Raw genomic sequence first — 24,632 nt, 5'->3', positions numbered from 1 at the left:
GGAGACCGGCCGCTGTTGTAAACGTTTTCGACTCTCAGACCGAAGTTCGCGAAAAACGTCGCCTCACGCGGGCGAGCGGCGGCTGTTTTGGTGGGGTCCGACGACCCAGAGCGGCGGCGGCAGCGACGCTTAGCGGCGCGGGCGGCGGCCTCAGAGAAACTCGCGGACCTCGGAGTACCACATGTCGTGGTGGTCGACGGCGTCGAGCGCGTCCGCGACGTCGACCGCGATGGCGTGCCAGCAGCGCTCGTCGGGGTCGTCGGCGTCGAGGTTGTACGTCGCGTCCGCGCAGGTACACTCCCCGTCTTCGACCACGTACTCGTCCTCGTGGCCGACGACGACGGTGAAATCGCGGTACCGCTTCACGCGCCCCTCGCCGACGGCCTCGATCGCGCGCTGGCCGCGGTCGCCGTGGGCCTCGACGAGGGCCGCGGCGATCGGGCCGGTCAGCTCGCCGGCCTCGGCGATCGCCGACCGCCAGTCGTCGACCGGTTCCATACCCCCTCGTTCTCGGGCGTTCGGTTAAACAGCGTCGGTCAGATCGGCCCGACCGACGTCGCGGTCCCCCGCTCCGACTCGGGTGCGGCCCTACGCGGCCGCGTCGAACTCGAACCGCGCGCCGCCGTCGCTCCCCTCCGTCACGGCGACCGTCCAGCCGTGCGCCTCCGCGATGTCGGCCACGATAGAGAGCCCGAAGCCGGTCCCTCCGTCGCTGGACGTAACGCCGTGACGGAGCACCTCGTCGCGTCGATCCGGCGGGATCCCGCTCCCGTCGTCCTCCACGTAGAAGCCCCCGTCAGCGTCAAGCCGCCCGACGGTCACCGAGACGGTCGACCCGCCGTGTTCGACTGCGTTCCGGAAGAGGTTCTCGAAGAGCTGCGTCAGGCGCCCCGGATCGCCGGTGACCGTCGGGACGGCGTCCGCGACCGCGAGCGCCGCCTCGTCCGTGTCGACGTACCCCCACGCCTCCGTCGTCACGGTCCCGAGGTCCACAGTCTCGGCGTCCTCGACCGCGGTCTCGCCGCGAGCCAGCGCGAGCAGGTCGTCAATGAGCCGCTCGGTCCGGTCGTGCGCCGACTGTACCCGGTCGAAGTGGTCCGGGTCGCCCGTCTCCGCCGCGATTTCGAGGAACCCCTGCGCGACGGTGATCGGGTTCCTGAGGTCGTGGGCGACGACGCTCGCGAACTCGTCGAGCCGCTCGTTCTGTCGCTGGAGCTCCGCCTCACGGCTCGCCCGCGCGAAGGCCGCCTCGACGGTCGCGCCGAGGATCCGGAACAGGTCGACGTCGGTCTCGGAGAACTCGCGGGGCGACGTCGACCCGGTGATCATGACGCCGTACTCGCCCAGCGGGACGATGACCACGCTCTGGATCGCCGTGTCGGGGTCGTATCGGCGGTCCGCGTCGCCGAGGTCGTCGTACACCCGCGTCTCCCCCGACTCGAACGCGTCCCACGCGAGCCCCTCGCCGCGGTCTAACCGAGGCGCCGCTCCGAACAGGTCCGTCGTCGCCGGCGTTTCGCTGATCGGGACGAGCGCGTCCGCCCGCTCGTCGTGCTCCCACGCCGCGGTGACGTCGAGGCCGAGCACGTCGGCCGCGGCGTCGACGGCGACGGAGCCGATCCCCCCGGCGGACTCGGCGCTGCTGAGCCGCTGAGCGGTCTCCTGGAGCGCCCGGAGCCGGCCCTCCAGCTGCTTCTGGTCGGAGATGTCCTCGACGACGGCGAGCGTGCCCGTGACCTCGGCGTCGGGATCCGTTATCGGGGCGATAGACAGGAGGAGATCCAGCTCCGCCCCGGCCCTCGTCTCTAGCCGTACCTCCTCGGCGCGGACCCGCTCGCCGCGGAGCGCCCGCCGCCGGTGCGCGGCGAACTCGTCCCACCGCTCCGCCGAGACGAGCGGGTTCTCCTCGCCGCGCACCTCCTCGTGGGACCAGCCGAACATGGTCTCGGCCTCCTCGTTCCAGCGGACGACGCTCCCGTCGGCGTCGACTTCCATGACGGTGAGCGGGGTCGCCTCGATGAGCGACTCCAGTCGCTGGTTCGTCGCCTCGAGCTCCCGCTCCCGTTCGACCCGCTCGGCCACGTTCCGGGCGATACCCACGAGCCGGACCGTCTCGCCGTCGACGATCACCGGTGCGAGGCTAGTCTCCCAAAAGCGGCCGTCGGCGACGGTCTCGAGCTCCTCGCTGTACGATATCGGCTCGCCCTCGGCGACGCAGCGGGCGTAGTTGGCCGCGAGTTCGGCCCCCTGCTCCTCCCCGAACACCGCCCGCGGCGTCTCACCCCGGACGTCCGCGGTCGTGAGCCCGGTCTGTGACTCGTAGCCGGGGCTGAGTCGGGCGAACTCGAACGACGGCTCGTCGCCGGCGGCGTCGACGTCAAGCAGGAATATCGCGTCGCCGGACGTCTCCAGCAGCGCCGCGTACTCCTCCGCGAGTGCCTGGTGTTCGCGCCGCTTCGCCTCCCGCTCCGTCACGTCTTGGAACACGCCGCGAAGCGCCGCGTCGCCCCGCCGCGCGTCCTCGACGTACTCCCCCCACGCTCGGACGTCGCGCACCTCGCCGTCCGCCCGCTCGATCCGGAGGTCGAGGTCGTACCGCTCCCCGTCCTCGACCGCGGCCTCGACCGCGTCGGTGATCGTCGCGCGGTCGTCCGGGTGGTAAAACTCGACCGCGTTGTCGATCGACGGCTCGTACCCCGCGTCGACGCCGTGGATCCGGCGCGTCCCGTCCGACCACGTGAGCTCCTCTTGCGACGGGAAGTACTCCCAGACGCCGATGTCCGCGATGTCCTGGACGCGGTCGAAGAGGAACTCCTGTCGCTCCAGTTCGGCGCGGTCTCGCGCCCGGGAGAGCTCGGCGCTCACGAGCTCGGCCAACAGCTCGACGAACGTCCGTTCGAGCGCTCCGAACGGGGCAACCCGCGTCGTCGGGCTCGAGAAGTTGACCGTCCCGTAGCGGGCGTCGTCGACGACGAGCGGCACGCCGATGTACGACTCGAGCTCGAGGTCGCGGTACGCGGGATGCGTCTCCTTCCCGTCGCTGACCGCGTCGGCGAACGAGCAGACGGAGTCGGTCTCGACCACTTCCGCGCAGTACGTCGTTTCGAGGTCGAACCGATCGCCGGCCTCGAGGTCGGCGTCCGGCGCGTGAACCGCTTCGACCGTGTAGTCGTCGTCGCGGATCCGCGAGACGATGCCGATCTCGAGCCCGAGCGTCCGGCAGCCGACACGGAGGAGGTCCCGGAGGCGAGCCGTGGCTGAGATGTCGGTTTTCCCCATGACGGTCTGGAGCTCTCGGAGCGCGTCTCGCTCCCGTTCCAGCTGGCGTTTCGCCCCGCTCTGTTCGGTCACGTCGCGGGCGACGACGAGCACCTGGTTGGTCGATCGGCGCTGGAACGGCGTCAGTCGAATGTCGAACGTCCGCTGGCCGCCTCCGACGGCGACGTCCATCTGGAGGTCTGCGTCGTAGAACCCGGAGGTCCCGCCGTCGCTCTCCATCTCGTCGAGCGTCAGGTCGACGGTCTCGGAGAACGCGCGAGCGTCCGATTCGCCGACGCGGTCGCCGACGAGGTCGGAGAGCCGCTCCCCCGTGAGGTCCGCCGACCGATCGTCCGACAGCAGTCGGCCCGCGGCCGCGTTCGCGAAGACGACGGACCGGTCCTCGTCGACGACCGTCACCGCGTCGTGGACGTTCTCCAGTACCGCTTCGCTGCGCTCCAGCTCCAGTTCGCGTTCCCGGTCGTCAGTGATCTCCCGCGAGAAGACGGTGAGCCCGTCCTCGTCCGGGAACGCCCGCACCTCGACCCAGTAGTCGAACGGCTCGCCGAGCCGCTGCTCGAACGACGCCGGTTCCCCGGTGGCCATCGCCGTGCGATACCGCTCTTCGAGTTCCGTCCCCACTATCGACGGGAACGCCTCCCAGATCGTGTTCCCGACGATGCGCTCCGGGTCGCGGTCGACCCGCTCGGCCATCGTGTCGTTCATGTACTCCACCCGCCAGTCGTCGTCGACCGCGTAGATCGCGTCGGTGGCGCGTTCGAGCGTCCGCTGGAAGCGGTCCGACAACCGCTCGGCGGCCGCCTGCTTGCGCACCGCGTCGACGAGCGTCCGGATCTGCCCGGCGAGCAGTTCGAAGCTGTCCTGGGTCCCGTGGATCGGGATGTAGTCCGACACGCCGGCCTGGGTCGCCTCGCTGGCGATCCGTTCGCTGCCCCTCCCGGTGAAGAGGACCGTCGGCAGGTCAGGGCGCTCGGTTTCGACTCGCGAGACGAGGTCGATCCCGGTCCCCTCCGGCAGCGAGTACGAGGTGACGAGGCAGTCGGCGGAGCCCTCGATCGCCCGATCGAGGGCGGCCCGCGCGTCGCCGACGGTCGTCACCGTGACTCGCGGGGCGATCCGTTCGAGTTTCGCCCGGGCGAGTTCGGCGAAGTCGGCGTCGCCGTTCACGTACAGCACGTGAATCCGCTCCGGGTGTTCGTCGCTCGGGTGTTCCATTACGGACTCTCGGCGACGCGGTCGTATCAATCATTCCCGCCGATTATTTCCAGTGATAGAGCCACCGAGAGTGCCGTGAGGGACGGGTTCGTCACCGAGGAAACGCGCGAAGCGACTCGCGGGGACAGGAGTCCGACTACTCCAACACGATCAGCACGTCGCCCATGTCGACGCTGTCGCCCTCCGCGACGTGGACCCCCGCGACGGTGCCGCCGCGCTCGGCGACCACGTCGTTCTCCATCTTCATCGCCTCGAGGACGCAGACCACGTCGCCGGCGGCGACCTCGTCGCCCTCCGCGACGTCGACCGAGAGGATCGTCCCCTGCATCTCCGCCTCGATCGCCTCGCCGCCCTCCGCGACGTCGACGTCGCCCTCGTCGCCGCCGTCGTCGGATTTCGCTTGCGGCGGGCGTTGCTGGCCGCTCCCACCGCTCCCACCGCCTTCCGGGACCGGGATCGCGGGCGCGCCGCGCTCCTCTAACTCGACGTCGAAGCGCTTGCCGTTCACCTCGACGGTGAATTCGCGTTCGGTCACCTCCTCGTCGTCGTCCGCGGCGCCGACCGTCTCGGAGCCCCAGCGCTCCTGCGCCTCGGCGACCAGCTCCCGGTCGAGCTCCTCGTCGAGGTACTTCGTCGTGTGCGTCCCGTCGACGAAGCGCTCGTCGTCGAGCATGAGCCGGTGGAACGGGACGATGGTGACGACGCCGTCGATGTCGTACTCCGCGAGCGCGCGCTTCGAGCGGGCGAGACAGGTCTCGCGGTCGCCGGCCCGTACGATCAGCTTCGCGATCATCGAGTCGTAGTCCGTGACGAGCTCGTCGCCCTGCCGGAGCGCGTCGTCGACGCGGACGCCGATCCCGCCCGGCGGGTCGTACGTGTCCAGCGACCCCTCGTTGGCGGGCTGGAAGTCGTCCGCGGCGTTCTCGGCGTTGATCCGGAACTCGATCGCGTGGCCCTCCAGCTCGACGTCGTCCTGCGAGACGGAGAGCCCCTCGCCGCTGGCGACCCGGAGCTGCTCTTTGACGATGTCGATCCCGGTCAGCTCCTCGGTGACGGTGTGTTCGACCTGAATCCGAGTGTTGACCTCGAGGAAGTAGAATGGGGTGTCGGGCCCGAGCGGCTCCGACGGGTCGCGGTCGGGGTCCTCCTCGACGAGGAACTCGACGGTGCCGGCGTTGGTGTAGTCGGCGGCGGCGACGCCCCGGCGGGCGGCCTCGCCGATCTTCTCGCGCAGCTCGTCGGAGAGCGCGGGGGAGGGCCCCTCCTCGATCACCTTCTGGTGGCGGCGCTGGAGCGAGCAGTCGCGCTCGCCGAGGTGGACCACGTCGGACGTGTCGGCGGGGCCCTCGCCGTCGTCGCCCTCGTCGGCGACGATCTGGACCTCGACGTGGCGGGGGGTCTGGAGGTAGCGTTCGAGGTACACCGAGTCGTTCGAGAAGTACGCCTCGCCCTCGCGTTTGGCGGATTCGAGCGCCTCCTCGGCCTCGTCGGCGCTCTCGACGACCTTCATCCCGCGGCCGCCGCCGCCGCCCTCCGCTTTGATCGCGACGGGGTAGCCGTACTCGTCGCCGAACGCCGTGACGGCCTCCACGTCGGTGACTGGCTCCGTCGTCCCGGGGACGATCGGCACGTCCGCGTCGTCCATCACGCGGCGCGCGTGCGTCTTCTCGCCGAGCCGCTCCATCGCGTCGCTCGCGGGACCGATCCACGTGATCCCGTCGGCGGCCTCGACGCGGGCGGCGAACTCGGCGTTCTCAGCGAGGAAGCCGTATCCGGGGTGGATCGCGTCGGCGCTGGCGGACCGCGCCGCGTCGACGACCGCCTCGCCGTCGAGGTACGAGTCGGCCGCGCGGGCGGGCCCGACGTTGTACGCCTCGTCCGCGTACCGGACGTGGCCGCCGTGCTTGTCGGCGTCGCTGTAGACGGCGACGGTGTCGACGCCGAGCTCTTCACAGGCGCGCATCACGCGGACCGCGATCTCGCCGCGGTTCGCCACGAGAACCTTATCGAACATTCCTGTCGGTTCTTCCACGAACTGCTACCAAACTCTGTCGGTCCGTGCCGAGGCGGTTAAGGGGGCGGCGGGCGCCACGGTGAGGTATGCTTGACGCCGGGAACCCATACATGCTGCCGTCGGTCCTCGTCGGCGCCGCCGTCTACCTCGGACTCACGGTAGCGACCGACGCGTCGCTGTTGGTCCGAGTCGGCGCGCTCCTCGCCTTCGTGGTCGTCGTTCCGATGGTCCTCAACCGGCTGTTCGGAGACCGGGGTGGGGCGCCGACCTCCGGCGGCGACGAGCTCGGAGAGGAGTGACCGACCCCGAGAGAGACTACCACAGGTATATATGTCAGTGGACCGATCTACGAACGCGCCCTGAGTCAGGGCCGGGTCGACGGCGCGACGGGTCGACGGCGCGCCGTCGGGGGAATGTACGCGGCCGGACGCCACCGCGTCCGGCGACGCTATTCGACGTGTCGAGTGTCCGACCAGCGACGGCGCGAGCGACCGTCTGAACTCGACCGTCACAGAGCGAAGGGAAGTGGGTCTGGCGAGAAGTCGGGATCGGTCGCCTCCGCCGAGAGGATCAGAACCGGTCGCTCCGACCGGCCGCGGTCCACGGGTCGGTCGGCGCGTCGACGGGGACGCGCACCCGGCGGCGGTGGAGCCGGTCGATCCGGGCGGCGAAGCCCCAGCGGTCCTCGTCGCGGTCGTCGTCCGCGTCGCTCGCGGCGGCCGCCGCGGCGAGTTCGCCGTCCCGGAGGTGCGCGGCGACCGCGGCGGCGATCGCGGCCGCCTCGTCGTCGCGAGCGTCGTCGGGGATCGAGAGGCCGGCGAGCGCGGGCGCCGGATCTGTCGTCGGAGCCTCGTCGGTCGCACCCTCGCCCGCCGACCCCTCGCGGCCCGGTTCGTGGTCGGTCGCCATCAGATCGGGATGTTGCCGTGCTTCTTTGCGGGCTGGTCCGAGCGCTTCCCCTTCAGCATCTTCAGGTCCTCAATCAGGCGGGCGCGCGTCTCGGTCGGTTCGATCACGTCGTCGACGAAGCCGCGGTCGGCGGCGGTGTAGGGGTTCGCGAACTCCTCGCGGTACTCGTCGATGAGCTCCTGTCTGCGCGCGTCAGGGTCGTCGGCCTCGGCCAGCTCCTCGCGGTAGAGGACGTTGACCGCGCCCTTCGGACCCATCACCGCGATCTCGGCGGTGGGCCACGCGTAGTTGACGTCGCCGCCGATGTGCTTCGACGACATCACGCAGTAGGCCCCGCCGTACGCCTTCCGGGTGATGACGGTGAGCAGCGGGACGGTCGCCTCGGAGAAGGCGTACAGCAGCTTCGCGCCGTGGCGGATGATCCCGTTGTGTTCCTGATCCGTGCCGGGCATGAACCCGGGCACGTCCTCGAAGGTGACGATGGGGATGTTGAACGCGTCGCAGAAGCGGACGAACCGCGCGCCCTTCTGGCTCGACTCGATGTCGAGGGTGCCGGCGTTCACGCGGGGGTTGTTCGCGACGACGCCGACGGAGTGGCCGTCGAGCCGGGCGAAGCCGACCACGATGTTCTTCGCGAAGTTCTCCTGAACCTCGAAGAAGGAGTCCTCGTCGGTGACGCTCTCGATCACGTCTTTCATGTCGTACGGCTTCCGGGGGGCGTCGGGGACGATCTCGGCGAGCGCGTCGTCCGCGCGCTCCGGGTCGTCCCACGGCTCGACGCGCGGCGGGTCCTCCACGTTGTTCGCCGGGAGGTACGACAGCAGCCGCGCGATGTTGTCCAGCGCCTCCTCTTCGCTCTCCTCGGCGAAGTGCGCCACGCCGGATGTCGACGAGTGGGTCACTGCGCCGCCCAGCTCCTCGAAGCTCACCTCCTCGCCGGTGACCGTCTCGATGACGTCCGGCCCGGTGATGAACATGTGCGACGTGTCTTTCACCATGAAGGTGAAGTCTGTGATCGCCGGAGAGTACACCGCACCGCCGGCGCACGGCCCCATGATCGCCGAGATCTGAGGGATCACGCCCGAGGCCTCCGTGTTGCGCCGGAAGATCTCGGCGAAGCCGCCGAGCGAGGCGACCCCCTCCTGAATGCGGGCGCCCGCGGAGTCGTTGAGGCCGACGACCGGCGCGCCCACGTCCATCGCCTTGTCCATCACCTTACACACCTTCTCGGCGAACACCTCGCCGAGGGACCCGCCGAAGACGGTGAAGTCGTGCGCGAAGACGAACGTCTTCCGGCCGTTCACCTCGCCGTAGCCGGTCACCACGCCGTCGCCCGGGATCTGCTTCTCCTCCATCCCGAAGGTGTGGTTGCGGTGGGTGCGGAACCGGTCGAACTCGTGGAACGTGCCGTCATCGAGGAAGTAGTCGATCCGCTCGCGAGCGGTCATCTTCCCCTTGTCGTGTTGCGACTGGATCCGGTCTTCGCCGCCGCCCTTGGCCGCCCGCTCGCGGCGCTTCCGGAGGTCGTCGATGCGGTCGTCCATCGTCACGGCGGACCACCCTGCGTCATTACTTCATGGGTCGAAGAGCGCCGTCAAAAGGGTTCCCCTATCCGACGTTTTGGCGTTCGACGCCCGTCGAATCCGAGTCCTGCGGCCCGGCGAAGCGGGCGCGACCGCGTGACCGCCAGCGAGCGGCCCTGCCTCCGGTTCACACGGCGACCGGCGGTTCGACGCTTTTAAACCTCCGATGAACCACTCTCCGATGAGACAGGCTTCGCCTGTTTCACTGACCCGTAGGAGCGACCTGCGTACTACGGAGGTGAAAATGGCAGACACAATACAAGAGGCCGTAACCCTCGCACTCGACGATGCGCCCGAGCGGAACTTCCGCGAGACCGTGGACATCGCGATCAACCTGCGAGACCTCGACCTCAACGATCCGTCGAACCGTATCGACGAGTCCGTCGTGCTGCCGGCTGGAACGGGGCAGGAGACACAGATCGTCGTCTTCGCGGAGGGCGAAACCGCCGTCCGCGCAGAGGAGGTCGCTGACGAAGTGCTGGACAGCGACGACCTCGAAGACTTAGGAGACGACGACGACCGCGCAAAGGACCTCGCCGGCGAGACCGACTTCTTCGTCGCGGAGGCCAACCTGATGCAGGACATCGGTCGGTACCTCGGTACCGTCCTCGGTCCGCGCGGGAAGATGCCTACCCCACTGCAGCCGGACGACGACGTCGTCGACACAGTCAACCGGATGAAGAACACGGTACAGCTCCGGTCGCGCGACCGGCGCACGTTCCACACCCGCGTGGGCGCCGAAGACATGGGCGCCGACGCGATCTCGGACAACATCGACGTCATCATCCGGCGACTCGAAGCAGACCTCGAGAAGGGCCCGCTCAACATCGACGGGATCTACGTGAAGACCACGATGGGTCCCGCGAAGGAGGTGCCCGTATGAGCTCGGTCCGCAAGACCGAGACGATCCCCGAGTGGAAACGGGAGGAAGTCGACGAGCTCGTCGAGTTCATCGACTCCTACCAGTCCGTCGGGATCGTCGGCGTGGCCGGCATCCCGAGCCGGCAGCTCCAGGCCATGCGCCGGGAGCTCCACGGCTCGGCCGCCGTCCGCATGAGCCGCAACACGCTCACGACCCGAGCGCTCGAGGAGGTCGGCGACAGCGTCGAGGCGCTGACGGAGTACGTCAGCGGCCAGGTGGCGCTCATCGGCACCAACGACAACCCGTTCGGCCTCTTCAAGCAGCTCGAAGCCTCGAAGACCCCCGCCCCGATCAACGCGGGCGAGGTGGCCCCCAACGACATCGTGATCCCCGAGGGCGACACCGGCGTCGACCCGGGACCGTTCGTCGGCGAGCTCCAGACGGTCGGCGCGTCCGCCCGAATCATGGACGGCTCGATCAAGGTGACCGAGGACTCGACCGTGCTGGAGGAGGGCGAGGTCGTCGACGACGACCTCGCGAACGTCCTCGTCGAGCTCGGCATCGAGCCCAAGGAGGTCGGTCTCGACCTGCGCGCCGTCTACTCCGAGGGCGTCCTGTTCGAGCCAGAAGAACTCGAACTCGACGTCGACGAGTACGAGGCGGACATCCGGTCCGCCGCGGCCGCCGCGCGAAACCTCTCGGTCAACGCCGCATACCCGACGGCCGCCACCGCCGGCACCCTTCTCGCGAAGGCGTCCGGCGAGGCGAAGTCCGTCGGGCTGTTCGCGGAGATCGAGAGCCCGGACGTCGTGCCCGACCTGATCGGGAAGGCCGACGCCCAGCTGCGCGCGCTTGCGGCGCAGATCGACGACGACGAGGCGCTCCCCGAGGAGCTCCAGGGCGTCGAGGCCGCGCCGGCGGCGGAGCCGGCGACGGACGACGCTGACGACGAGGAGGAACAGGCGGACGACAACACGGAAGACGCCGAGGAGGCCGACGCCGACGACGCCGACGAGGACGACGGCGACGACGGCGGCGACGGTCTCGGCGCGATGTTCGGATAACACGAGGTACACACCAATGGAATACGTTTACGCTGCGCTCATCCTGAACGAGACTGGCGAAGAGATCAACGAAGACAACGTCACCGGCGTGCTGGAAGCCGCCGGCGTCGACGTCGAGGAGTCCCGCGTCAAGGCGCTCGTCGCCGCGCTGGAGGACGTCGACATCGAGGAGGCCATCGAGACGGCCGCCGCGGCCCCGGCCGCCGGCGCGTCCGCCGGTGGCGCCGCCGACGCCGACGCCGCCGACGAGGCGGATGACGACGAGGAGGAAGAGGCCGACGAGGCCGAGGATGCCGACGAGGCCGACGACGACGAAGAGGACGGCGACGGCGGCGAGGGCCTCGGCGAGCTCTTCGGCTAACGCCGGAGCCCACCGACCCCCGACCGCATCGACCGACGCTCGAACGCGATTTTTCCGACCGCCGATATCCGGAGTGATAACGCCGGCCGCGATTTTATGTACGGATCCCGGGTACCGAGAGGCGATGAAGATCGTCGACGGCGACAAGGCGGAGTGCGACCGGTGCGAGTCGGTGTTCCCGCTCGAAGACGTCTCTCTGTTGGAGAAGGACACGAACCGCGACTACGAGCGGGTGCTGTGCGCCGACTGCCTGGAGGTCGTCGGTGTGCCGCGGGGGTACAGCCTGCGGCGGGACATCACCCATCTCGCGCGGTGAGTCGCCAGGCGGGACGCCCATCGAAGTCCTTTTTTAGTGGCGACGGGAAGCCGCAGCCATGGAAATCGACGCGGAACTCCGTCGGCAGATCACCGTCTCGCTGGCGGCGGCCGCGGTGTTCACCGTCGGGTTAGTCGGGATCGGGGTCACCTTCGGCGGGTCGACGGTCCTCCCCGAGGCAGGGGCGATCGCGCTCATCGGGCTGCTGGCCGGATTCGTCCTGCTGATGGCCGGCATCGGGACGTACCTGATGCGCGCGGAAGACGAGCCGTAGCCGGTCCGACCTCGCCGACTCTTTCTCCGCGTCCGGGGCGTCGCGTTCACGCCCCGGTCGTCTCGTCCGGTCGTCGCTCGGCCCGCCAGTCCGTCACCTCGTCGGCGGCCGCCACGCGTTTCTCGTAGTACGAGAGCGGGCCGATCGCGACCTGCATGTGGTCGTCCTCGTTGTGGCAGATCCCGTAGTTCGCGAGCGTCTCGCAGGTCGGCGGAGGGTACTGGGTGCCCCGGTCGTCGGTCAGGAACTTGGTCTGGTAGCGGATCCCCTCGGCGTCGAGGCTCGTGTCGGCACAGAAGGCGACGACCTCGTCGGGCGTCATCCCGATGCCGACGAGGAACGCCATCAGCGCGAACGACTCGGCCGACGAGAGCTTAGTGTCGTCCGCGGCCTTCTCGATCAGGTTGGTCATACACGGCGGGAACAGTTCGCGGTCGACGACATCCGGCGGTTCGGCGTACGTCCGCTCGGAGAGCAGGCCCCGGAGGTCGGCCACACGGGACTCCAGCGCCTCGGCGAGCGGTTCCCCGAGGTCCTCGAACGGGAGTCCCTCGGCGACGCGCTCCTCGACGGCGGCCTCCAGCGCCGCCAGTAGCTCGTCGCGCGTGACGCGCACCGCGCCGTCGGCGAGCGCGCGGTTGACGAGCCGCCACGAGTCCCCCCACTCGGGCGAGGTGAGCCGGAGGTAGGATCCGACGTCGATCCGGTAGTGGTCGGGGTCGCGGCCCGCGGCGTTCCCGGTCGGTCCCCCGGCCGCGCCGCCCCTCGAACCGCCGCTGACGCCGGCGGGGGCGCTACGGCCGGGGCGCACCGCGTCCGCGAGGTCGAACTCGGCGAGCAGGTCGTCGAGCGCAACCGTCGCGGTCGACACCGACCGCAACTCGTCGTCGGTCTCGAGGTCGCGACGAACCCGGTCCATAGCAGTCGCCGCCTCAGCGGCAGCGTACTTCTCGATGGCGGGGTCGGAGTCGAGCAGCGACACGAGGATCCGGGCGATGGGGTACGAGAGGAGTTCGGCCTGTACGTCGTACGCCGACTCGCCGGGAAACGCGTCGCTCTCCGAGGCGACCGTTCCTTCGAGGAGTGCGCGCTCGACGCGCTCGCGGGCGCGCTCGACGGCCGGGGCGTCGGCCGCGACGAGGTCGGGCAGCGACACCCCGGCGGACGCGACCGCCTCGCGGGCGCTCGCGAAGAACGGGTACTTGGCGTCGAGCGCGTCCATGTCGGCCCGAGGTAGTGAGGGCCGGCGAATAAGCGGTGCGGTCCGCGGTCGGTCGAGCGGGATCGGACCGGGCGGGTCGAAGCCCCAGACGGGGCGGGCGGTGCTACTCTTCGGATCCCTCGGCGTCTCCGGGCTCCTCGACGGCCGCGCCCGGCGCGTTCGACTTGACGCTGCGCAGCCCCTGTTTCGCCTTCTGTTTGGAGGCGTACCCCTGTCCCCCGTCGGCGATGACATTGCCGTTGCCGTGCCGGAGCCGCCAGCGGTACTTGTCCGCCTTGTCGCGGAACAGCTCGAAGACGGCGTCGCTGCCCCCCTCGTCTGGCGCCTCCTCGTCGCGCGAGACGTCGACGACGTGCGCACCCGGGGCGTTCCGCTGGACGCTCTCGATCCCCGAGCGGGCGTCGCGCTTGTCGGCGTACCCCTCGCCGCCGTCGGCGATGATGTTCCCGTTGTCGTGTCGGAGCCGCCAGCGGTACTGGTCGGCGCTGTCGGCGTACAGCTCGAACGTGGCCTTGCTCGCGGCCGCGTCGGAGTCGACCGCGGCCTCCTCATCGGGCCACTCCATCTCGACCTCGAGGTGGACCGTCTCGTCGTCGCATTCGAGTTCGACCTCGACGTCGCCGGTGGCGGCCGCGTCGACGGTCACCGTGCCGGCCTCGTCGACCGGCACCGGCTCGCCGCGTCCCAGCGCCCGAGCGATCCGGCGGAGGTACGTGGCCAGCCCCTGTCGGGTCCGCGACCGCTTCGACTCGTGGATGGTGTCATCTGGCATACGCGATAACGGTCACTGCCGCGAAACAAAAGCGTATGCCCGAACTCGGATGTCGGTCGTGCGGTCCGAGGCGACGCCCGATTCGACGCCGTGCGCAACAGCGCCGCGCGAGAGGTCCGGAACCGTTCGACCGCGTCGCGCGAGGGATCTAAGGATCGTCCGGCCGCTCCGCGATGATCGTCTCGCCCGCGCGCACGCCGTCGCCCTCCCTGACGAGGAGGTCGTCGCGCGTCACGTCCGCGGGCAACACGACGTCCGCGCGCGAGCCGAACGAAACGTGTCCGACGCGGTCGCCGCGCTCGACCCGGTCGCCCGCCTCGACCGAGGGGTGGATCCGGCGGGCGAACCAGCCGGCGATGACGAGCAGTTCGTAGTCGCCGAAGTCGATCGCGACCTGCTCATTGCGGTCCGACTCCTTGTCGAACGCGGGGCGGTTCGCGCCGGGGCGGTGGCGGACCTCCGTGACCTCGCCCGCGATCGGCGCGCGGTTGACGTGGACGTCGGTGACGTTCATGAACACGCCGACGCGGAGCCGCGAACCCTCCTCGCGCACGACGGAGACCGTGCCGTCGGCGGGGGAGACGACCGCTTCCTCCGGGTCGGGCGGATCGCGTTCCGGGTCGCGGTGGAACCAGAGGATCCCGACCGCGAGCGCGACGAGCGCGACGCCGACCGGCGAGAGGACAGGCAGCGCGACGGCGCCCGCGAGCGCCGGGACGAGCGCCAAGTCCCACGCGGCGTCGACCACCGGGAACGGGAGGAGCCGCGAGAGCGGCGGCGCGCGGCTCACGGGGGCACCTCCGCGTCCCGCAGTTCGGGCGAGAGCTCGGTCCGCCCCGCGGCCCACGCCGCGAGCAGGTGGACGAGGTGCGTCGTGTCGTCGAGCCCGTCTGTCATGTCGAGGTCGACCTCGCCGGCGAGCGCGTGGAGCCGCGCGAGGTCGTCGCCGCCGAACTCGGAACCGGCGCGGGCGACACGGAGCGTCTCGCGGAGCAGCTCCTGCCCGCTGTACCCCTCGTCGAGGAGGTCGTCGAGCGTCGAGCGCGCGCCCTTCAGGTCGCCGTCGCGGGCGGCGGCGAGCGCCTCGCGGAGCGCGTCGTCGTCGCCGACCTCGCCGAGCGTCTCGTAGGCGGTCGACATGGTGAGCTCGTCGCCCTCCACGGCGGTCGCCTGCGCCGAGAGGATCGCCTCTCGGAGGTCGCCGCCGGCCGCGCTGGCGACGAACTCCAGCCCGTCACCGTCGTAGTCGACGCCCTCGCAGTCGCAGATCGTCTCGAGGACGTCGATCGTCTCGTCGGTCGTCGGGGAGCGCACGCGGACCGCGAAGCAGCGCGACCGGATCGGGGCGATGAGCTTCGAGGGCTGGCGGGTCGCGATCACGAACTGCGTGGTCCGATGGTGCTTCTCCATCACGCGGCGCAGCGCCTGCTGGAAGTCCTCGCGGATCGCCTCCGCGTTGTCCAACAGGACCGTCTTGTACTCGCCGGACATCGGCGCGTACGACGCGGACTCCTTCAGCACGCGGTTTATCATGTCGCGTTTCGCCATGCTGCTCCGCCCCGCGAGGAAACCCTCGAACCGCGGGTCGGTGCGGATCTCTTTTTTCGTCCGGCCGAAGAAGTCGGCGACGTTGATCTCGATCAGGTCGGCGTCCGGGTCGGCGTGCGACGCGTCGGCGAGCGCGCGCGCGGCCGCCGTCTTCCCGACCCCCGGCGGCCCCTGAACGACAAGGTTCATCGGCTCGTCGACGGCCCGGCGCAGGCGGTCGCGGGCCTCGTTTTGCCGGATCTCGTCGAGATCTGGCGCGTGCGTGTCTATCCACAGCGGTCCCTGCATTACCGTCACCTCCGGGCCGCCCGGTCAAGAATCGGTCGGTCGCGGCGCCCCCAGCGGCGTGCGTTCGGCGGCCGACAGCGCGGCCTACCGTCGCCTCGCGCGCTCGACGGCGCGACCCAGGAGGTACGCGGCCACGAGGAGGCCGTACGCGAGGACGAGGGTCCCAGCGAGGGGGCCGAGACGCGACAGGGTGAACAGCGCGCCGCCGACTCCAACGGTGACCACGAGCGCGGTGAAGCCGAGCGTCCAGCCGAAGAAATACGCCGCGTGTCCGGCGACCGGGCGGACGGCATCCGGGGAGAACGCTCCGCGGAGCGACCCCTCGCGCCCGTACACGGTCAACGCGATCGGCGCGAGATACGTGCCGAGGATGCCGAGGAAGAGGACGGCCGTCGAGCCGGCGAGGATCCGACCGACAGGCGCGTTCGCGCCGGGTTCCAGCGAGACGACCCCGTAGAGCGTCACGAGGAGGGCAGCGAGCGGAACGCCGAGGTACGCCAAACAGACGACCGCTCCCCCGATCGACCGACGAACGAGCGTCCGCGGCTCGGAGAGGAACGGCGGGATCGACTCGCCGCGCTCGCTGGCGGCCAACACGCGGACGAGGTAGCCGACGACCGGCACCGCCGGGAGCACGGGGACGACGACCGACAGCGCGAACAGCAGCCAGACAGCAAGCAGCGGTCGCTCGGCAGCGTCGCCGGCGATCGGGTACGTGACGGCGGCGATCGAGGGGCGCATGAGTACGCTCATCGCCCGAACCGTGGTATGCCCGTCGGTCCCGGGTCGCTCGGGACTGAAACCGTCCGTAAAGAAATCCGTCAGAAATAGTTCTAAAAAAATGAGTAAGTATATATGCCAAAGATCCATTGTACATAGTGAAGTACCATGACAAATCAAGACAAGCGGTTGTCGCGGCGACACTTCGTCGGAGCGACGGGGGCAGCGACGCTCGCAGGCCTCGCTGGCTGTTCCGGCGGCAACGGCGGCGACGGTAGCGACGGCGGCGACGGTAGCGACGGCGGCGACGGCGACGGAAGTGACGGCGACGGCGGCAGCGATAACACGCTCGAAGTGCTCCACGCGTGGACCGGCGGCGACGGCGCCCGCGCGGCCGAAGCACTCGTCGTGGCCTTCGAGGAGGAGTATCCGGACGTCGACCACGAGTTCAACCCGATCGGCGGCGGCGGGAATCAGAACCTCGACGCGGTCGTCGCGAACCGGCTCCAGAACGGCGACCCGCCGAGTTCCTTCGCCAACTGGCCCGGCCCGAACCTCCAGCGGTACGAGGGCGTGCTGGGCGAGGTCGGCGGCGTCTGGGAGTCCGAAGGCTTCGAGGACGTGATGGTCGACGAGGCGGTCGACCTCCACCAGTACAACGGCGCGTACCGGGCCGTTCCGCTCGGTTCGCACCGGCTGAACTGCCTGTTCTACAACACGTCGGTCGTCGAGGAAGCGGGCGTCGACCCCGACTCGCTGACGAGCGTCTCGGCGCTGATCGACGCGCTGGAGACGGTCCAGAGCGAGACTGACGCGATTCCGATGACCCACGGCGCGAGCGGCACCTGGACCACGACCCAGCTGTTCGCCTCGACGATGCTCGGACAGGAGGGGTACGACGCGTACATGAGCTTCCTCGACGGGAGCCCGGACGAGGCCGCTGTCCGCGCGACCTTCGAGTCGCTCGCGGAGATCCTCGGGAACTACATCAACGAGGACGCCTCCTCGATCGGGCTCACCGAGTCCAACCAGAACATCATCGAGGGGAACGCGGCGTTCATCCACCAGGGGAACTGGGCGGCCGGCGCCTACCGGAACGCCGAGGACTTCAATTACGACGAGGACTGGGGCTTCAAGACGTACCCCGGCTCGGAGGGCATGTACATGCTCCACTTCGACTCGTTCCTCTACCCCTCGGACAACCCGAGTCCGGAGGCCACGGAGCAGTTCATGGCCTTCGCCGGCAGCGAGGCGGCACAGGTCGCGTTCAACCAGTATAAGGGCTCGATCCCCACGCGCACCGACGTGGACATGAGCCAGTTCGGCCCGTACCTCCAGGAGACGCAGGAGGACTTCGCCAGCGCGGACCAGCGACCGCCGAACCTCCAGCACGGTCTCGGCGTCCCCTCGGAGACCATGACGTCGCTGAACGACGTGATCTCCAGCGAATTCTCCGGACCGTACGACGTCGACGCCGCCACGCAAGGATTCGTCGACGCGGTCTCTAACTGACTCCGGTCCACGATGCGACCGGATTTCGGCGGTTTCGGCGCACGAAGAACAATATGACACGAAATACTGACACCGGCGACGACAGTGGCGACGCGGTCACGGACGGCGGCGTCGCCGAGGACGGGCAGCGCTCCGGGTTCAGTCCGGTCGCCGCGCTGAACGAGCGCTTCGGCAGCGACTTCGTGGAGTCGTCGCAGTTCTGGCTCCCGCCGTTCCTGTTGGTGGGACTGTTCGTCTACGGAGCGATCATCTGGAACCTCCTGATATCGCTGACGGACTTCACCGGATTCGGGACCCCGGACTACAGCGACCTCGACCTCCAGATGTACAGCCGCGCGTTGGCGGACAGCGGGTTCGTCGACGCCGCGATCAACACCTTCATTCTGCTCGTCGGGTTCACCCTCGTGACGCTTGCGCTCGGGCTCGGGCTGGCGATCCTCATCGACCGGAACATCCGGTTCGAGAACACCTTCCGGACGATCTACCTGCTGCCGATGAGCCTCTCGTTCGTCGTCACCGCCCAGTTCTGGGCGTGGATGTTCAACTTCAACAACGGGGTGATCAACATCGTGATCACGTCGCTCGGACTCGGCCGAGTCGACTGGATCGGGAACCCGGACATCGTCCTCTGGGCGGTCATGTTCGCGCTGATGTGGCAGTTCGCTGGGTACGCGATGGTCGTGTTCCTCGCGGGCCTGCGGGCGATTCCGAACGAACACTACGAGGCGGCGAAGGTCGACGGGGCCTCCACGGTCAGGATGTACTGGCGCGTGATCATCCCCCAGCTGAAGGGGTCGACGATCAGCGCCTCGGTCGTCCTGATGGTGTTCGCGCTGAAGGCGTTCGACTTCCTCTACTCGCTCGTCGGCGGGTACCGACCACCGAACGGGGCCGACATCCTCGCGACAAAGATGGTCCGCGAGGCGTACGCGAACCTGAACTGGGCGTACGCGTCCGCGGTCGCCATCACCCTGTTCGTGATGACGCTCGGCATCGTCGGTCCGTACCTCTACTACCAGTACAACCGAGGGAACCTATGAGCAACGACGCACGAACCGACGGTGGTACGGTAACGGAAGCGGACCCCGGAGCGTCCGCTGGACTACTCTCGGGCCTCGACGCGTACCGGGTCCTCCTGTACCTCGGGCTGCTCGGGATGTTGAGCTTCTTCCTGATCCCGATCGAGTCGGGGCTCGTCACCTCGTTCAAGACGGCCAGCGGCGTGAGCGGGTCCCTTCCCTTCGCGCCGCCCACGGGCGGTACGTTCACTTTCGAGAAGTGGCGGGCGGCGTTCGACGCGCTCGGCCGGGGACTCATCAACAGCGCGCTGTACGCGATCCCGGCGACCGTCATCTCGGCGCTCCTCGGGAGTTTCACCGCCTACGGGCTCACCCAGTCGAATTGGAAGCAGAAGTACAAGGCGCCGGTCCTCGCGCTGCTGGTCGCCGGGGTATTCATTCCCTATCAGGCCGTTCTCGTGCCGCTCTCGCAGTTCTGGTCGATGATCCCGCTCCAAGAGTGGTTAGGGTTCCTGTGGGCGCTCGGGATCAACAACGACTACGCCAGCGTCATCGAACTGATCATCACGCACGTGGCGTACGGCCTGCCGATCTGTACTGTTCTGTTCAGGTCGTACTACAAGAACATGAGCGACGAGATGATCGAGGCGGCGCGGCTGGACGGCGCGTCGATTCGCCGGATCTACCGCCGCATCGTGCTCCCGCTCTCGGGACCGATGTTCGCGGTGGTCCTGATCTATCAGTTCACGCAGATCTGGAACGACCTCCTGTTCACCCTCGTGTTGGTCCAAACGGAGTCCAGCGCGGCCGCGCCGATCGTGTTGATCCTCGCGGGACTGGGAACGTCCCTCGAAGGCCAAGACTTCGCGCTCCGCATGGCGGGCGCGTTCATCGCCGCCCTCCCGACGCTCGCGGTGTACATCGCGTTCGGCGAGGAGTTCGCCGAGGGGGTGGCGACGTGACCGCCATCGCTCGCCAGCAGCAATCTATGACTCGACAGCACTCACGCAGCCGACCGGGGGAATCGCTCTCAAACCGCCGCGCCGACTCGCGGGGGCGATAGGATGGGAACGCTCGAACTCGACGGCGTGACGAAGGTGTTCCCCGACGGCGACGGCGAGATTGTCGCCGTCGACGACGTCGACATCGAGATGCGCGACGGCGAGTTCCTCGTCGTCGTCGGTCCCTCGGGCTGTGGCAAGTCAACGACGCTCCGGATGGTCGCTGGCCTTGAAACGATCTCCAGCGGGGAGATCCGCCTCGCGGGCCAGCGGGTCAACGAGGTGAAACCGCAGCACCGGGACATCGCGATGGTGTTCCAGTCGTACGCCCTGTACCCCCACATGACCGTGGAGGAGAACATGGCGTTCGGGTTAGAGGAGTCGACGGATCTCTCCGACGGGGAGATCGAGACGCGCGTCGCCGACGCCGCGGAGACGATGGGCATCGCCGAGCTGCTGGACCGGAAGCCAGCCGACCTCTCCGGCGGCCAGCGGCAGCGGGTGGCGCTCGGGCGGGCGATCGTCCGCGACCCGGAGGTGTTTCTCATGGACGAGCCGCTCAGCAACCTCGACGCCAAGCTCCGGTCGGAGATGCGGACGGAGCTTCAGCGCCTCCAAGACGAGCTCGACGTGACGACGATGTACGTCACGCACGACCAGACCGAGGCGATGACGATGGGCGACCGGATCGCGATCCTCAACGCCGGCGAGCTCCAGCAGGTCGCGACGCCGCTGGAGTGTTACCACGAGCCGGCGAACCGGTTCGTCGCCGGGTTCATCGGCGACCCGTCGATGAACTTCTTCCCCGTCGAGCGGGACGGCGAGACCCTCATCGGCGACATGTTCGACTACCCGCTCTCGGGGTCGACGCTCGACGACGTGGGCGACGTGACCGACCTCACCCTCGGGGTCCGTCCGGAGGACATCTCGCTGGCCGGCGACTCGGCCGGCGACCACACCTTCTCGACGGTCGTCGAGGTCGTCGAGCCGATGGGCGACGAGAACACCGTGTACCTCCGGTTCGCGGACGCCCCGGAGGGCGAGACGTTCATCGCCACCGTCGGCGGCCTCCAGCAGGTCTCGGCCGGCGACGAGATCACCGTCGAGATCCCCGAAGAGACGATCCACCTCTTCGACGGGACCTCCGGCGAAGCGGTCCACAACCGCGAGATCGACGAGTAACGCGCCGGAATCGCTTTCGGGGGGTGGCCTCGTTTTCACTCCCGCAGCCGCTCTACCTCGCGCCGGACGCCCTCGCGGACCCTGTTCGCGACGTCCTCGCCGGGGGCGTCGACCGTCTCGGCGTCCTCGGTTTCGAGGAGGCGGTCCAGCTTGCGTTCGAACTCGCGTTCGTCGATGTCGCCGTTCGCGTAGCGCTCGCGGAGGGCGTCGAGCGCGGGGTCGCCGGTCGCGTGCGCGTCCTCGTCGGAGCCGTCGTCCGGGACCGGCTTCACCAGCGTGTGGAGGATCGGGAGAGCGATGAAGAGGCCGAAGAACCACACGAGCGGGAGCCACCACCAGACGCCGGTGAGGAGGGGCGCGGCGACGCCGGCGCCGACGACGCAGAGCGCGAACATCCGCCGCCAGCGGTGGCGGACGTTCCACGCGATCCGGGCGGGGAGTCCGGTCATGGTCGTGGCGACGCCGGCGAGGCTGAAAGCGGTTTCGTCGCCGGGCGCGACCGCGGCGCCGCGGCGTCACTCGCGGTCGATCACCAGTCGGTCGCCGGGGTCGACGCCGTGGCGCTCGCTCCACCCGCAGGGGACTTCGAGGACGTACTTCCCGGTGCCCTCGTAGCGCGTGAGCGAGCCTGACTCCGGCGCGGCCTCGTGGATCGTCGTGACGGTCCCGTCGGTATCGACGAAGACGATATCGATTGGGAACGCCATGTCGCGCATCACGTAGGCGCGCTCGGCGGCGTCGCCGTGAACGAACAGCATCCCCTCGCCCGCGTCGAGGTCGTCGGTCGCGGAGAGTCCGACGTACTGCTTCAGGAAGCCGTCGGCGACGCGGGCCTCGACCGTCGCGAGCGACTCCCCGGTGTCGTCGACGGCCTCGACCGTGGTCGTGTCGTAGCCGGTGATCAGGAACGCGGGGTTGGTCGCGGCGACGGCGGCGACGGCGAGGGGGACGAGCGCGAGCGCGGCCGCGACCCCGGCAAGACGGCGGTTCACGATCGATCGTCGCGCCGGAGAAAGAAACCGTTTTCCGCTCCCGGTGGGTTCAAACGGGTGAGGGCTCGTGGTCTAGCTGGTTATGACGCGGCCTTTACAAGGCTGAGATCGGCGGTTCGAACCCGCCCGAGCCCATTTCTGGGACGAACGAAGTGAATCACTCAGTTTTGAATATTGAGTATCTAACACTTAATCGACCAAAATGGCGGCTGAGACGGTGTGAGCATGGAAAAGAGGGTTCAGCCGCAGACGCTCCGCTCTCCACTAAAGGTTCAAACGCCGTGAACGCTGCCTTCATCATCCTCTGTGAATCACTCTCCTGTTCGACCGATACCGTAAACTCCTCGTAGAGCGTCTTTCCCTCCGATTTCGGGCCCAATAGTGTCAACACGACAATGTTCAAAGCTGAGTGAATCACAGAAATGTGTGCGAGGGCTGTCGAACCCTATCGATCGCGCGCAGCGAGCGGAGCGAGCGAGCACGTCCGATTTCGGTTCGAACCCGCCCGAGCCCACTGTCGCTGTCGCGAACACACCGTGAGCGACAGCGACGTGCGTGTCTGAGGGCGCGGTTCGAATCCCCCCGATCCAACTTCCTGCGGCGAGCGACTCCGCGAGCCGCAGGCGCGGCTCCCGCTTACAGGTCGTCGGTGTCGAACTTCAGCAGGCCGGCGAGCGGCGGCGCGAGTGTCCAGAAGACTAACATCGCGGCCGCGGAGAGCTGCTGGTTCGCCGTCTCGCCGCTGAACAGCTGTTCGCCGAGGAACGCGTTCGACAGCGCCTCCACCGCGGTCGTGGGGTTCGAGACGCGGAGGAACACCCGGAGCTGCGTCGCCGACACCGGGAGCGCGTCGACGAGGGGGCCGGCCGCCCCGACGAGCCGCCCGGTGACTGCGCCCCAGAGCAGGACGAAGAGGACGTAGATCGCGACGCCGCCGATGAGCGCCCGGCGCTGGGTCGACGACGCGGCGGAGAAGCCCACCGCGATCGAGACGAACACGACGCCGAGCGCGGCCGCGAACACCGTGTACCCGAGGAACGCGCCGCCGTTGAACACGACGGGCGCGGCGATCAACACGAGCGCGGGGAGCAGGAAGCCGGCGAACACCGCGAGCGCGAGCGCCGCGCCGCGGCCGACGACCTTGCCGAAGACCACGTCCGCCCGCGAGTGCGGCAGCGACAGGAGCAGTTTCAGCGAACCGGACTCGCGCTCGCCGCTCACCGCGTTGTAGCCGACGACGACGCCGACGAGCGGGACGAGCGTCGTGACGAGGAACGGACCAATGAAGACGCTCAACAGCACCTCCGTGGCGAACTGCTCGCTCTCGGCTGTGGGGCGCACGGCGAACGCGAACGCCGCGACGAGCAGCGAGAACAGCACCACCAAAGCGATCATGCCCCGTGACCGGACCGTCTCTTGGAAGTCCTTCCGGGCGATGGCGATGAGGCTCATCGGTCCACCTCCTCGGGCGCCGAATCGTCGTCCGTCGCGTCGTCGGTCGGTTCGCCCTCGGTCGGCGCGGAGGGGGCGGCGCCGGCGTCGCGCGTCGCCGCGTCACCCTCCGTGTATGCGAGGAAGAGGTCCTCTAGCGACGCCTCGCGGGTGTGGAAGTCGGCGACCGCGACGCCGGCGTCCTCCAAGGCGGCGATGACCTCGGTCTTCGTGTCGCTGTCGCAGTTCACCACCAGTTCGTCGCCGTCGCGGGTGACGCCCGAGACGCCGTCGAGCGCGCGGACCGCCGCCACCGCCTCGTCGTCGGCGCCGGCGGCCGCCACGTCAAGCGTCTCCTCACCGCCGACGGCCTCGCGGAGCCCCTCGACGGAGTCTTCGGCCACCAGTTCGCCGTCGCGGAGGATGCCCACGCGGTCGCAGACGGCGTCGACCTGTTCGAGGATGTGCGAGGAGAAGAAGACGGTCGCACCGCGCTCGGCCTCCGCGCGGACGATCTCGCGCATCTCCTTCGCGCCGGCCGGGTCGAGGCCGGAGGAGGGCTCGTCGAGGACCAGCAGGTCGGGGTCGTCGACGAGCGCCATCGCGAGGGCGAGCCGCTGGCGCATCCCCTTCGAGTACTCCCCGGCGGCCCGGTCGGCGGCGTCGGCGAGCCCGACGCGCGCCAACAGCGCGTCTGGGTCGTCCGCGGCCTCTTTCGACTCCACGGCGAACTCGACGTGTTTCCGCCCGGAGAGGCGGTCGTACACAGAGAATCCGTCAGGGAGCACGCCGGTCCGACGCCGGACATCGACCCCGTCGGTCGCCACGTCGGCACCGAGGACGCGGACCGTCCCCGCCGTCGGGCGGACGAGGTCCAAGAGCATGTCGATCGTCGTCGACTTGCCCGCGCCGTTCGGGCCGAGGAACCCGTACACCTCGCCGTCTTCGACGGTGAGATCGAGGTCGCGGACGGCCGTGACGTCGCCGAACTCCTTGGTCACGCCCCGCAGTTCGATCGCGGTCATATCATTCGGTTCCGTCGTAAGTTGATAAATGGTTGCGGGTCGC

At 69.0% G+C, this 24,632-nt stretch carries 24 protein-coding genes and 1 tRNA gene; 11 read left to right on the top strand and 14 right to left on the bottom strand.

Annotated elements, in window-relative coordinates:
- Positions 1–150: 150 nt before the first annotated feature.
- The 3 genes from B9G49_RS02030 to B9G49_RS02020 all read right to left on the bottom strand — a co-directional run bounded on the left by B9G49_RS02030 (position 151) and on the right by B9G49_RS02020 (position 6,508).
- Positions 151–498: a hypothetical protein gene (locus B9G49_RS02030; protein ID WP_049932681.1), complete on the bottom strand. Its 348-nt coding sequence runs from the start codon at positions 496–498 to the stop codon at positions 151–153.
- A 90-nt stretch (positions 499–588) separates the two neighbouring features.
- Positions 589–4,494: a PAS domain-containing protein gene (locus tag B9G49_RS02025; RefSeq protein ID WP_086215255.1), complete on the bottom strand. Its 3,906-nt coding sequence runs from the start codon at positions 4,492–4,494 to the stop codon at positions 589–591.
- Positions 4,495–4,630: 136 nt separating this feature from the next.
- Positions 4,631–6,508 (bottom strand): biotin carboxylase N-terminal domain-containing protein, encoded by a 1,878-nt coding sequence (locus tag B9G49_RS02020; protein WP_086215254.1) that lies wholly within the window; start codon positions 6,506–6,508, stop codon positions 4,631–4,633.
- Between the two features lie 86 nt (positions 6,509–6,594).
- On the opposite strand from B9G49_RS02020, the gene B9G49_RS02015 reads away from it, so the two are divergent.
- Positions 6,595–6,807, top strand: coding sequence for a hypothetical protein (locus B9G49_RS02015; protein WP_086215253.1), 213 nt, complete (start codon positions 6,595–6,597; stop codon positions 6,805–6,807).
- Between the two features lie 271 nt (positions 6,808–7,078).
- On the opposite strand, the gene B9G49_RS02010 is transcribed toward B9G49_RS02015, so the two are convergent.
- The gene (locus B9G49_RS02010) at positions 7,079–7,417 is read right to left on the bottom strand and encodes a hypothetical protein (protein WP_086215252.1); all 339 of its coding nucleotides are present in this window, start codon (positions 7,415–7,417) and stop codon (positions 7,079–7,081) included.
- Positions 7,417–8,961 carry an acyl-CoA carboxylase subunit beta gene (locus tag B9G49_RS02005; RefSeq protein WP_086215251.1) on the bottom strand — a complete coding sequence of 515 codons (1,545 nt, stop codon included), beginning with the start codon at positions 8,959–8,961 and terminating at the stop codon, positions 7,417–7,419. The genes B9G49_RS02010 and B9G49_RS02005 overlap by 1 nt, the downstream gene beginning before the upstream one ends.
- Positions 8,962–9,244: 283 nt before the next feature.
- Here B9G49_RS02005 and B9G49_RS02000 point away from each other — a divergent pair, with 283 nt between their 5' ends.
- The 5 genes from B9G49_RS02000 to B9G49_RS01980 all read left to right on the top strand — a co-directional run bounded on the left by B9G49_RS02000 (position 9,245) and on the right by B9G49_RS01980 (position 11,877).
- The gene (locus B9G49_RS02000) at positions 9,245–9,883 is read left to right on the top strand and encodes a 50S ribosomal protein L1 (RefSeq protein WP_049932691.1); all 639 of its coding nucleotides are present in this window, start codon (positions 9,245–9,247) and stop codon (positions 9,881–9,883) included.
- Positions 9,880–10,926 carry a 50S ribosomal protein L10 gene (locus tag B9G49_RS01995; protein ID WP_086215250.1) on the top strand — a complete coding sequence of 349 codons (1,047 nt, stop codon included), beginning with the start codon at positions 9,880–9,882 and terminating at the stop codon, positions 10,924–10,926. The genes B9G49_RS02000 and B9G49_RS01995 overlap by 4 nt, the downstream gene beginning before the upstream one ends.
- 16 nt (positions 10,927–10,942) lie before the next feature.
- Entirely contained in the window at positions 10,943–11,287 is a 345-nt protein-coding gene (gene rpl12p / locus B9G49_RS01990) for a 50S ribosomal protein P1 (RefSeq protein WP_086215249.1), read from the top strand.
- A 124-nt stretch (positions 11,288–11,411) separates the two neighbouring features.
- Complete coding sequence (locus tag B9G49_RS01985; protein ID WP_049932696.1) at positions 11,412–11,603, top strand: hypothetical protein; 192 nt, start codon at positions 11,412–11,414, stop codon at positions 11,601–11,603.
- 58 nt (positions 11,604–11,661) lie between these two features.
- On the top strand, positions 11,662–11,877 hold the full coding sequence (locus B9G49_RS01980; RefSeq protein WP_086215248.1) for a hypothetical protein: 216 nt from the start codon (positions 11,662–11,664) through the stop codon (positions 11,875–11,877).
- A gap of 46 nt (positions 11,878–11,923) precedes the next feature.
- Here B9G49_RS01980 and B9G49_RS01975 read toward each other — a convergent pair whose 3' ends face one another.
- The 5 genes from B9G49_RS01975 to B9G49_RS01955 form a co-directional block, all read right to left on the bottom strand.
- Positions 11,924–13,099, bottom strand: a complete 1,176-nt coding sequence (locus tag B9G49_RS01975) for a DNA primase (protein ID WP_086215247.1) — start codon at positions 13,097–13,099, stop codon at positions 11,924–11,926.
- Positions 13,100–13,202: 103 nt separating this feature from the next.
- Positions 13,203–13,871: an HVO_2922 family protein gene (locus B9G49_RS01970; RefSeq protein ID WP_086215246.1), complete on the bottom strand. Its 669-nt coding sequence runs from the start codon at positions 13,869–13,871 to the stop codon at positions 13,203–13,205.
- A gap of 148 nt (positions 13,872–14,019) precedes the next feature.
- Positions 14,020–14,661 (bottom strand): protein sorting system archaetidylserine decarboxylase, encoded by a 642-nt coding sequence (locus B9G49_RS01965; RefSeq protein WP_049932700.1) that lies wholly within the window; start codon positions 14,659–14,661, stop codon positions 14,020–14,022.
- Positions 14,658–15,707, bottom strand: a complete 1,050-nt coding sequence (locus B9G49_RS01960; RefSeq protein WP_086215245.1) for an AAA family ATPase — start codon at positions 15,705–15,707, stop codon at positions 14,658–14,660. Before B9G49_RS01960 ends, B9G49_RS01965 begins: the two co-directional genes overlap by 4 nt.
- 84 nt (positions 15,708–15,791) lie before the next feature.
- Positions 15,792–16,448 carry a DUF4013 domain-containing protein gene (locus tag B9G49_RS01955; RefSeq protein WP_049932702.1) on the bottom strand — a complete coding sequence of 219 codons (657 nt, stop codon included), beginning with the start codon at positions 16,446–16,448 and terminating at the stop codon, positions 15,792–15,794.
- A 147-nt stretch (positions 16,449–16,595) separates the two neighbouring features.
- Between B9G49_RS01955 and B9G49_RS01950 the strand changes: the two genes are divergently transcribed.
- The 4 genes from B9G49_RS01950 (at position 16,596) to B9G49_RS01935 (ending at position 21,141) form a co-directional block, all read left to right on the top strand.
- The gene (locus B9G49_RS01950; protein WP_086215244.1) at positions 16,596–17,939 is read left to right on the top strand and encodes an ABC transporter substrate-binding protein; all 1,344 of its coding nucleotides are present in this window, start codon (positions 16,596–16,598) and stop codon (positions 17,937–17,939) included.
- Between the two features lie 53 nt (positions 17,940–17,992).
- Positions 17,993–18,979, top strand: coding sequence for a carbohydrate ABC transporter permease (locus B9G49_RS01945; protein ID WP_049932706.1), 987 nt, complete (start codon positions 17,993–17,995; stop codon positions 18,977–18,979).
- The gene (locus B9G49_RS01940; protein ID WP_086215243.1) at positions 18,976–19,920 is read left to right on the top strand and encodes a carbohydrate ABC transporter permease; all 945 of its coding nucleotides are present in this window, start codon (positions 18,976–18,978) and stop codon (positions 19,918–19,920) included. The genes B9G49_RS01945 and B9G49_RS01940 overlap by 4 nt, the downstream gene beginning before the upstream one ends.
- Before the next feature lie 102 nt (positions 19,921–20,022).
- Entirely contained in the window at positions 20,023–21,141 is a 1,119-nt protein-coding gene (locus B9G49_RS01935) for an ABC transporter ATP-binding protein (protein WP_086215242.1), read from the top strand.
- A 35-nt stretch (positions 21,142–21,176) separates the two neighbouring features.
- Here the strand turns inward: B9G49_RS01935 and B9G49_RS01930 are convergent, their stop codons facing one another.
- Together B9G49_RS01930 and B9G49_RS01925 are read right to left on the bottom strand one after the other, a co-directional pair.
- Positions 21,177–21,590: an SHOCT domain-containing protein gene (locus B9G49_RS01930; RefSeq protein WP_086215241.1), complete on the bottom strand. Its 414-nt coding sequence runs from the start codon at positions 21,588–21,590 to the stop codon at positions 21,177–21,179.
- Positions 21,591–21,656: 66 nt separating this feature from the next.
- Positions 21,657–22,133, bottom strand: coding sequence for a DUF192 domain-containing protein (locus B9G49_RS01925; protein WP_086215240.1), 477 nt, complete (start codon positions 22,131–22,133; stop codon positions 21,657–21,659).
- A gap of 61 nt (positions 22,134–22,194) precedes the next feature.
- On the opposite strand from B9G49_RS01925, the gene B9G49_RS01920 reads away from it, so the two are divergent.
- Positions 22,195–22,268: transfer RNA gene (locus B9G49_RS01920), tRNA-Val, on the top strand.
- Between the two features lie 501 nt (positions 22,269–22,769).
- On the opposite strand, the gene B9G49_RS01915 is transcribed toward B9G49_RS01920, so the two are convergent.
- Together B9G49_RS01915 and B9G49_RS01910 are read right to left on the bottom strand one after the other, a co-directional pair.
- Positions 22,770–23,585, bottom strand: coding sequence for an ABC transporter permease subunit (locus B9G49_RS01915; protein WP_086215239.1), 816 nt, complete (start codon positions 23,583–23,585; stop codon positions 22,770–22,772).
- Positions 23,582–24,589 (bottom strand): ABC transporter ATP-binding protein, encoded by a 1,008-nt coding sequence (locus B9G49_RS01910; RefSeq protein ID WP_086215238.1) that lies wholly within the window; start codon positions 24,587–24,589, stop codon positions 23,582–23,584. Before B9G49_RS01910 ends, B9G49_RS01915 begins: the two co-directional genes overlap by 4 nt.
- Positions 24,590–24,632 lie beyond the last annotated feature (43 nt).

Source organism: Halorubrum sp. SD683, from assembly GCF_002135045.1.
In the GTDB taxonomy this organism is placed as follows: Archaea; Halobacteriota; Halobacteria; order Halobacteriales; family Haloferacaceae; genus Halorubrum; species Halorubrum ezzemoulense.
This window is presented reverse-complemented; position numbering and strand designations above follow the sequence as displayed.

Excerpts from the sequence above, each read along its gene's own strand:
- B9G49_RS02030 (WP_049932681.1), bottom strand. The coding sequence starts at position 498 with ATGGAACCGGTCGACGACTGGCGGTCGGCGATCGCCGAGGCCGGCGAG.
- B9G49_RS02025 (WP_086215255.1), bottom strand. The coding sequence starts at position 4,494 with ATGGAACACCCGAGCGACGAACACCCGGAGCGGATTCACGTGCTGTAC.
- B9G49_RS02020 (WP_086215254.1), bottom strand. The coding sequence starts at position 6,508 with ATGTTCGATAAGGTTCTCGTGGCGAACCGCGGCGAGATCGCGGTCCGC.
- B9G49_RS02015 (WP_086215253.1), top strand. The coding sequence starts at position 6,595 with ATGCTTGACGCCGGGAACCCATACATGCTGCCGTCGGTCCTCGTCGGC.
- B9G49_RS02010 (WP_086215252.1), bottom strand. The coding sequence starts at position 7,417 with ATGGCGACCGACCACGAACCGGGCCGCGAGGGGTCGGCGGGCGAGGGT.
- B9G49_RS02005 (WP_086215251.1), bottom strand. The coding sequence starts at position 8,961 with ATGGACGACCGCATCGACGACCTCCGGAAGCGCCGCGAGCGGGCGGCC.
- B9G49_RS02000 (WP_049932691.1), top strand. The coding sequence starts at position 9,245 with ATGGCAGACACAATACAAGAGGCCGTAACCCTCGCACTCGACGATGCG.
- B9G49_RS01995 (WP_086215250.1), top strand. The coding sequence starts at position 9,880 with ATGAGCTCGGTCCGCAAGACCGAGACGATCCCCGAGTGGAAACGGGAG.
- rpl12p (WP_086215249.1), top strand. The coding sequence starts at position 10,943 with ATGGAATACGTTTACGCTGCGCTCATCCTGAACGAGACTGGCGAAGAG.
- B9G49_RS01985 (WP_049932696.1), top strand. The coding sequence starts at position 11,412 with ATGAAGATCGTCGACGGCGACAAGGCGGAGTGCGACCGGTGCGAGTCG.
- B9G49_RS01980 (WP_086215248.1), top strand. The coding sequence starts at position 11,662 with ATGGAAATCGACGCGGAACTCCGTCGGCAGATCACCGTCTCGCTGGCG.
- B9G49_RS01975 (WP_086215247.1), bottom strand. The coding sequence starts at position 13,099 with ATGGACGCGCTCGACGCCAAGTACCCGTTCTTCGCGAGCGCCCGCGAG.
- B9G49_RS01970 (WP_086215246.1), bottom strand. The coding sequence starts at position 13,871 with ATGCCAGATGACACCATCCACGAGTCGAAGCGGTCGCGGACCCGACAG.
- B9G49_RS01960 (WP_086215245.1), bottom strand. The coding sequence starts at position 15,707 with ATGCAGGGACCGCTGTGGATAGACACGCACGCGCCAGATCTCGACGAG.
- B9G49_RS01955 (WP_049932702.1), bottom strand. The coding sequence starts at position 16,448 with ATGCGCCCCTCGATCGCCGCCGTCACGTACCCGATCGCCGGCGACGCT.
- B9G49_RS01950 (WP_086215244.1), top strand. The coding sequence starts at position 16,596 with ATGACAAATCAAGACAAGCGGTTGTCGCGGCGACACTTCGTCGGAGCG.
- B9G49_RS01945 (WP_049932706.1), top strand. The coding sequence starts at position 17,993 with ATGACACGAAATACTGACACCGGCGACGACAGTGGCGACGCGGTCACG.
- B9G49_RS01940 (WP_086215243.1), top strand. The coding sequence starts at position 18,976 with ATGAGCAACGACGCACGAACCGACGGTGGTACGGTAACGGAAGCGGAC.
- B9G49_RS01935 (WP_086215242.1), top strand. The coding sequence starts at position 20,023 with ATGGGAACGCTCGAACTCGACGGCGTGACGAAGGTGTTCCCCGACGGC.
- B9G49_RS01930 (WP_086215241.1), bottom strand. The coding sequence starts at position 21,590 with ATGACCGGACTCCCCGCCCGGATCGCGTGGAACGTCCGCCACCGCTGG.
- B9G49_RS01915 (WP_086215239.1), bottom strand. The coding sequence starts at position 23,585 with ATGAGCCTCATCGCCATCGCCCGGAAGGACTTCCAAGAGACGGTCCGG.
- B9G49_RS01910 (WP_086215238.1), bottom strand. The coding sequence starts at position 24,589 with ATGACCGCGATCGAACTGCGGGGCGTGACCAAGGAGTTCGGCGACGTC.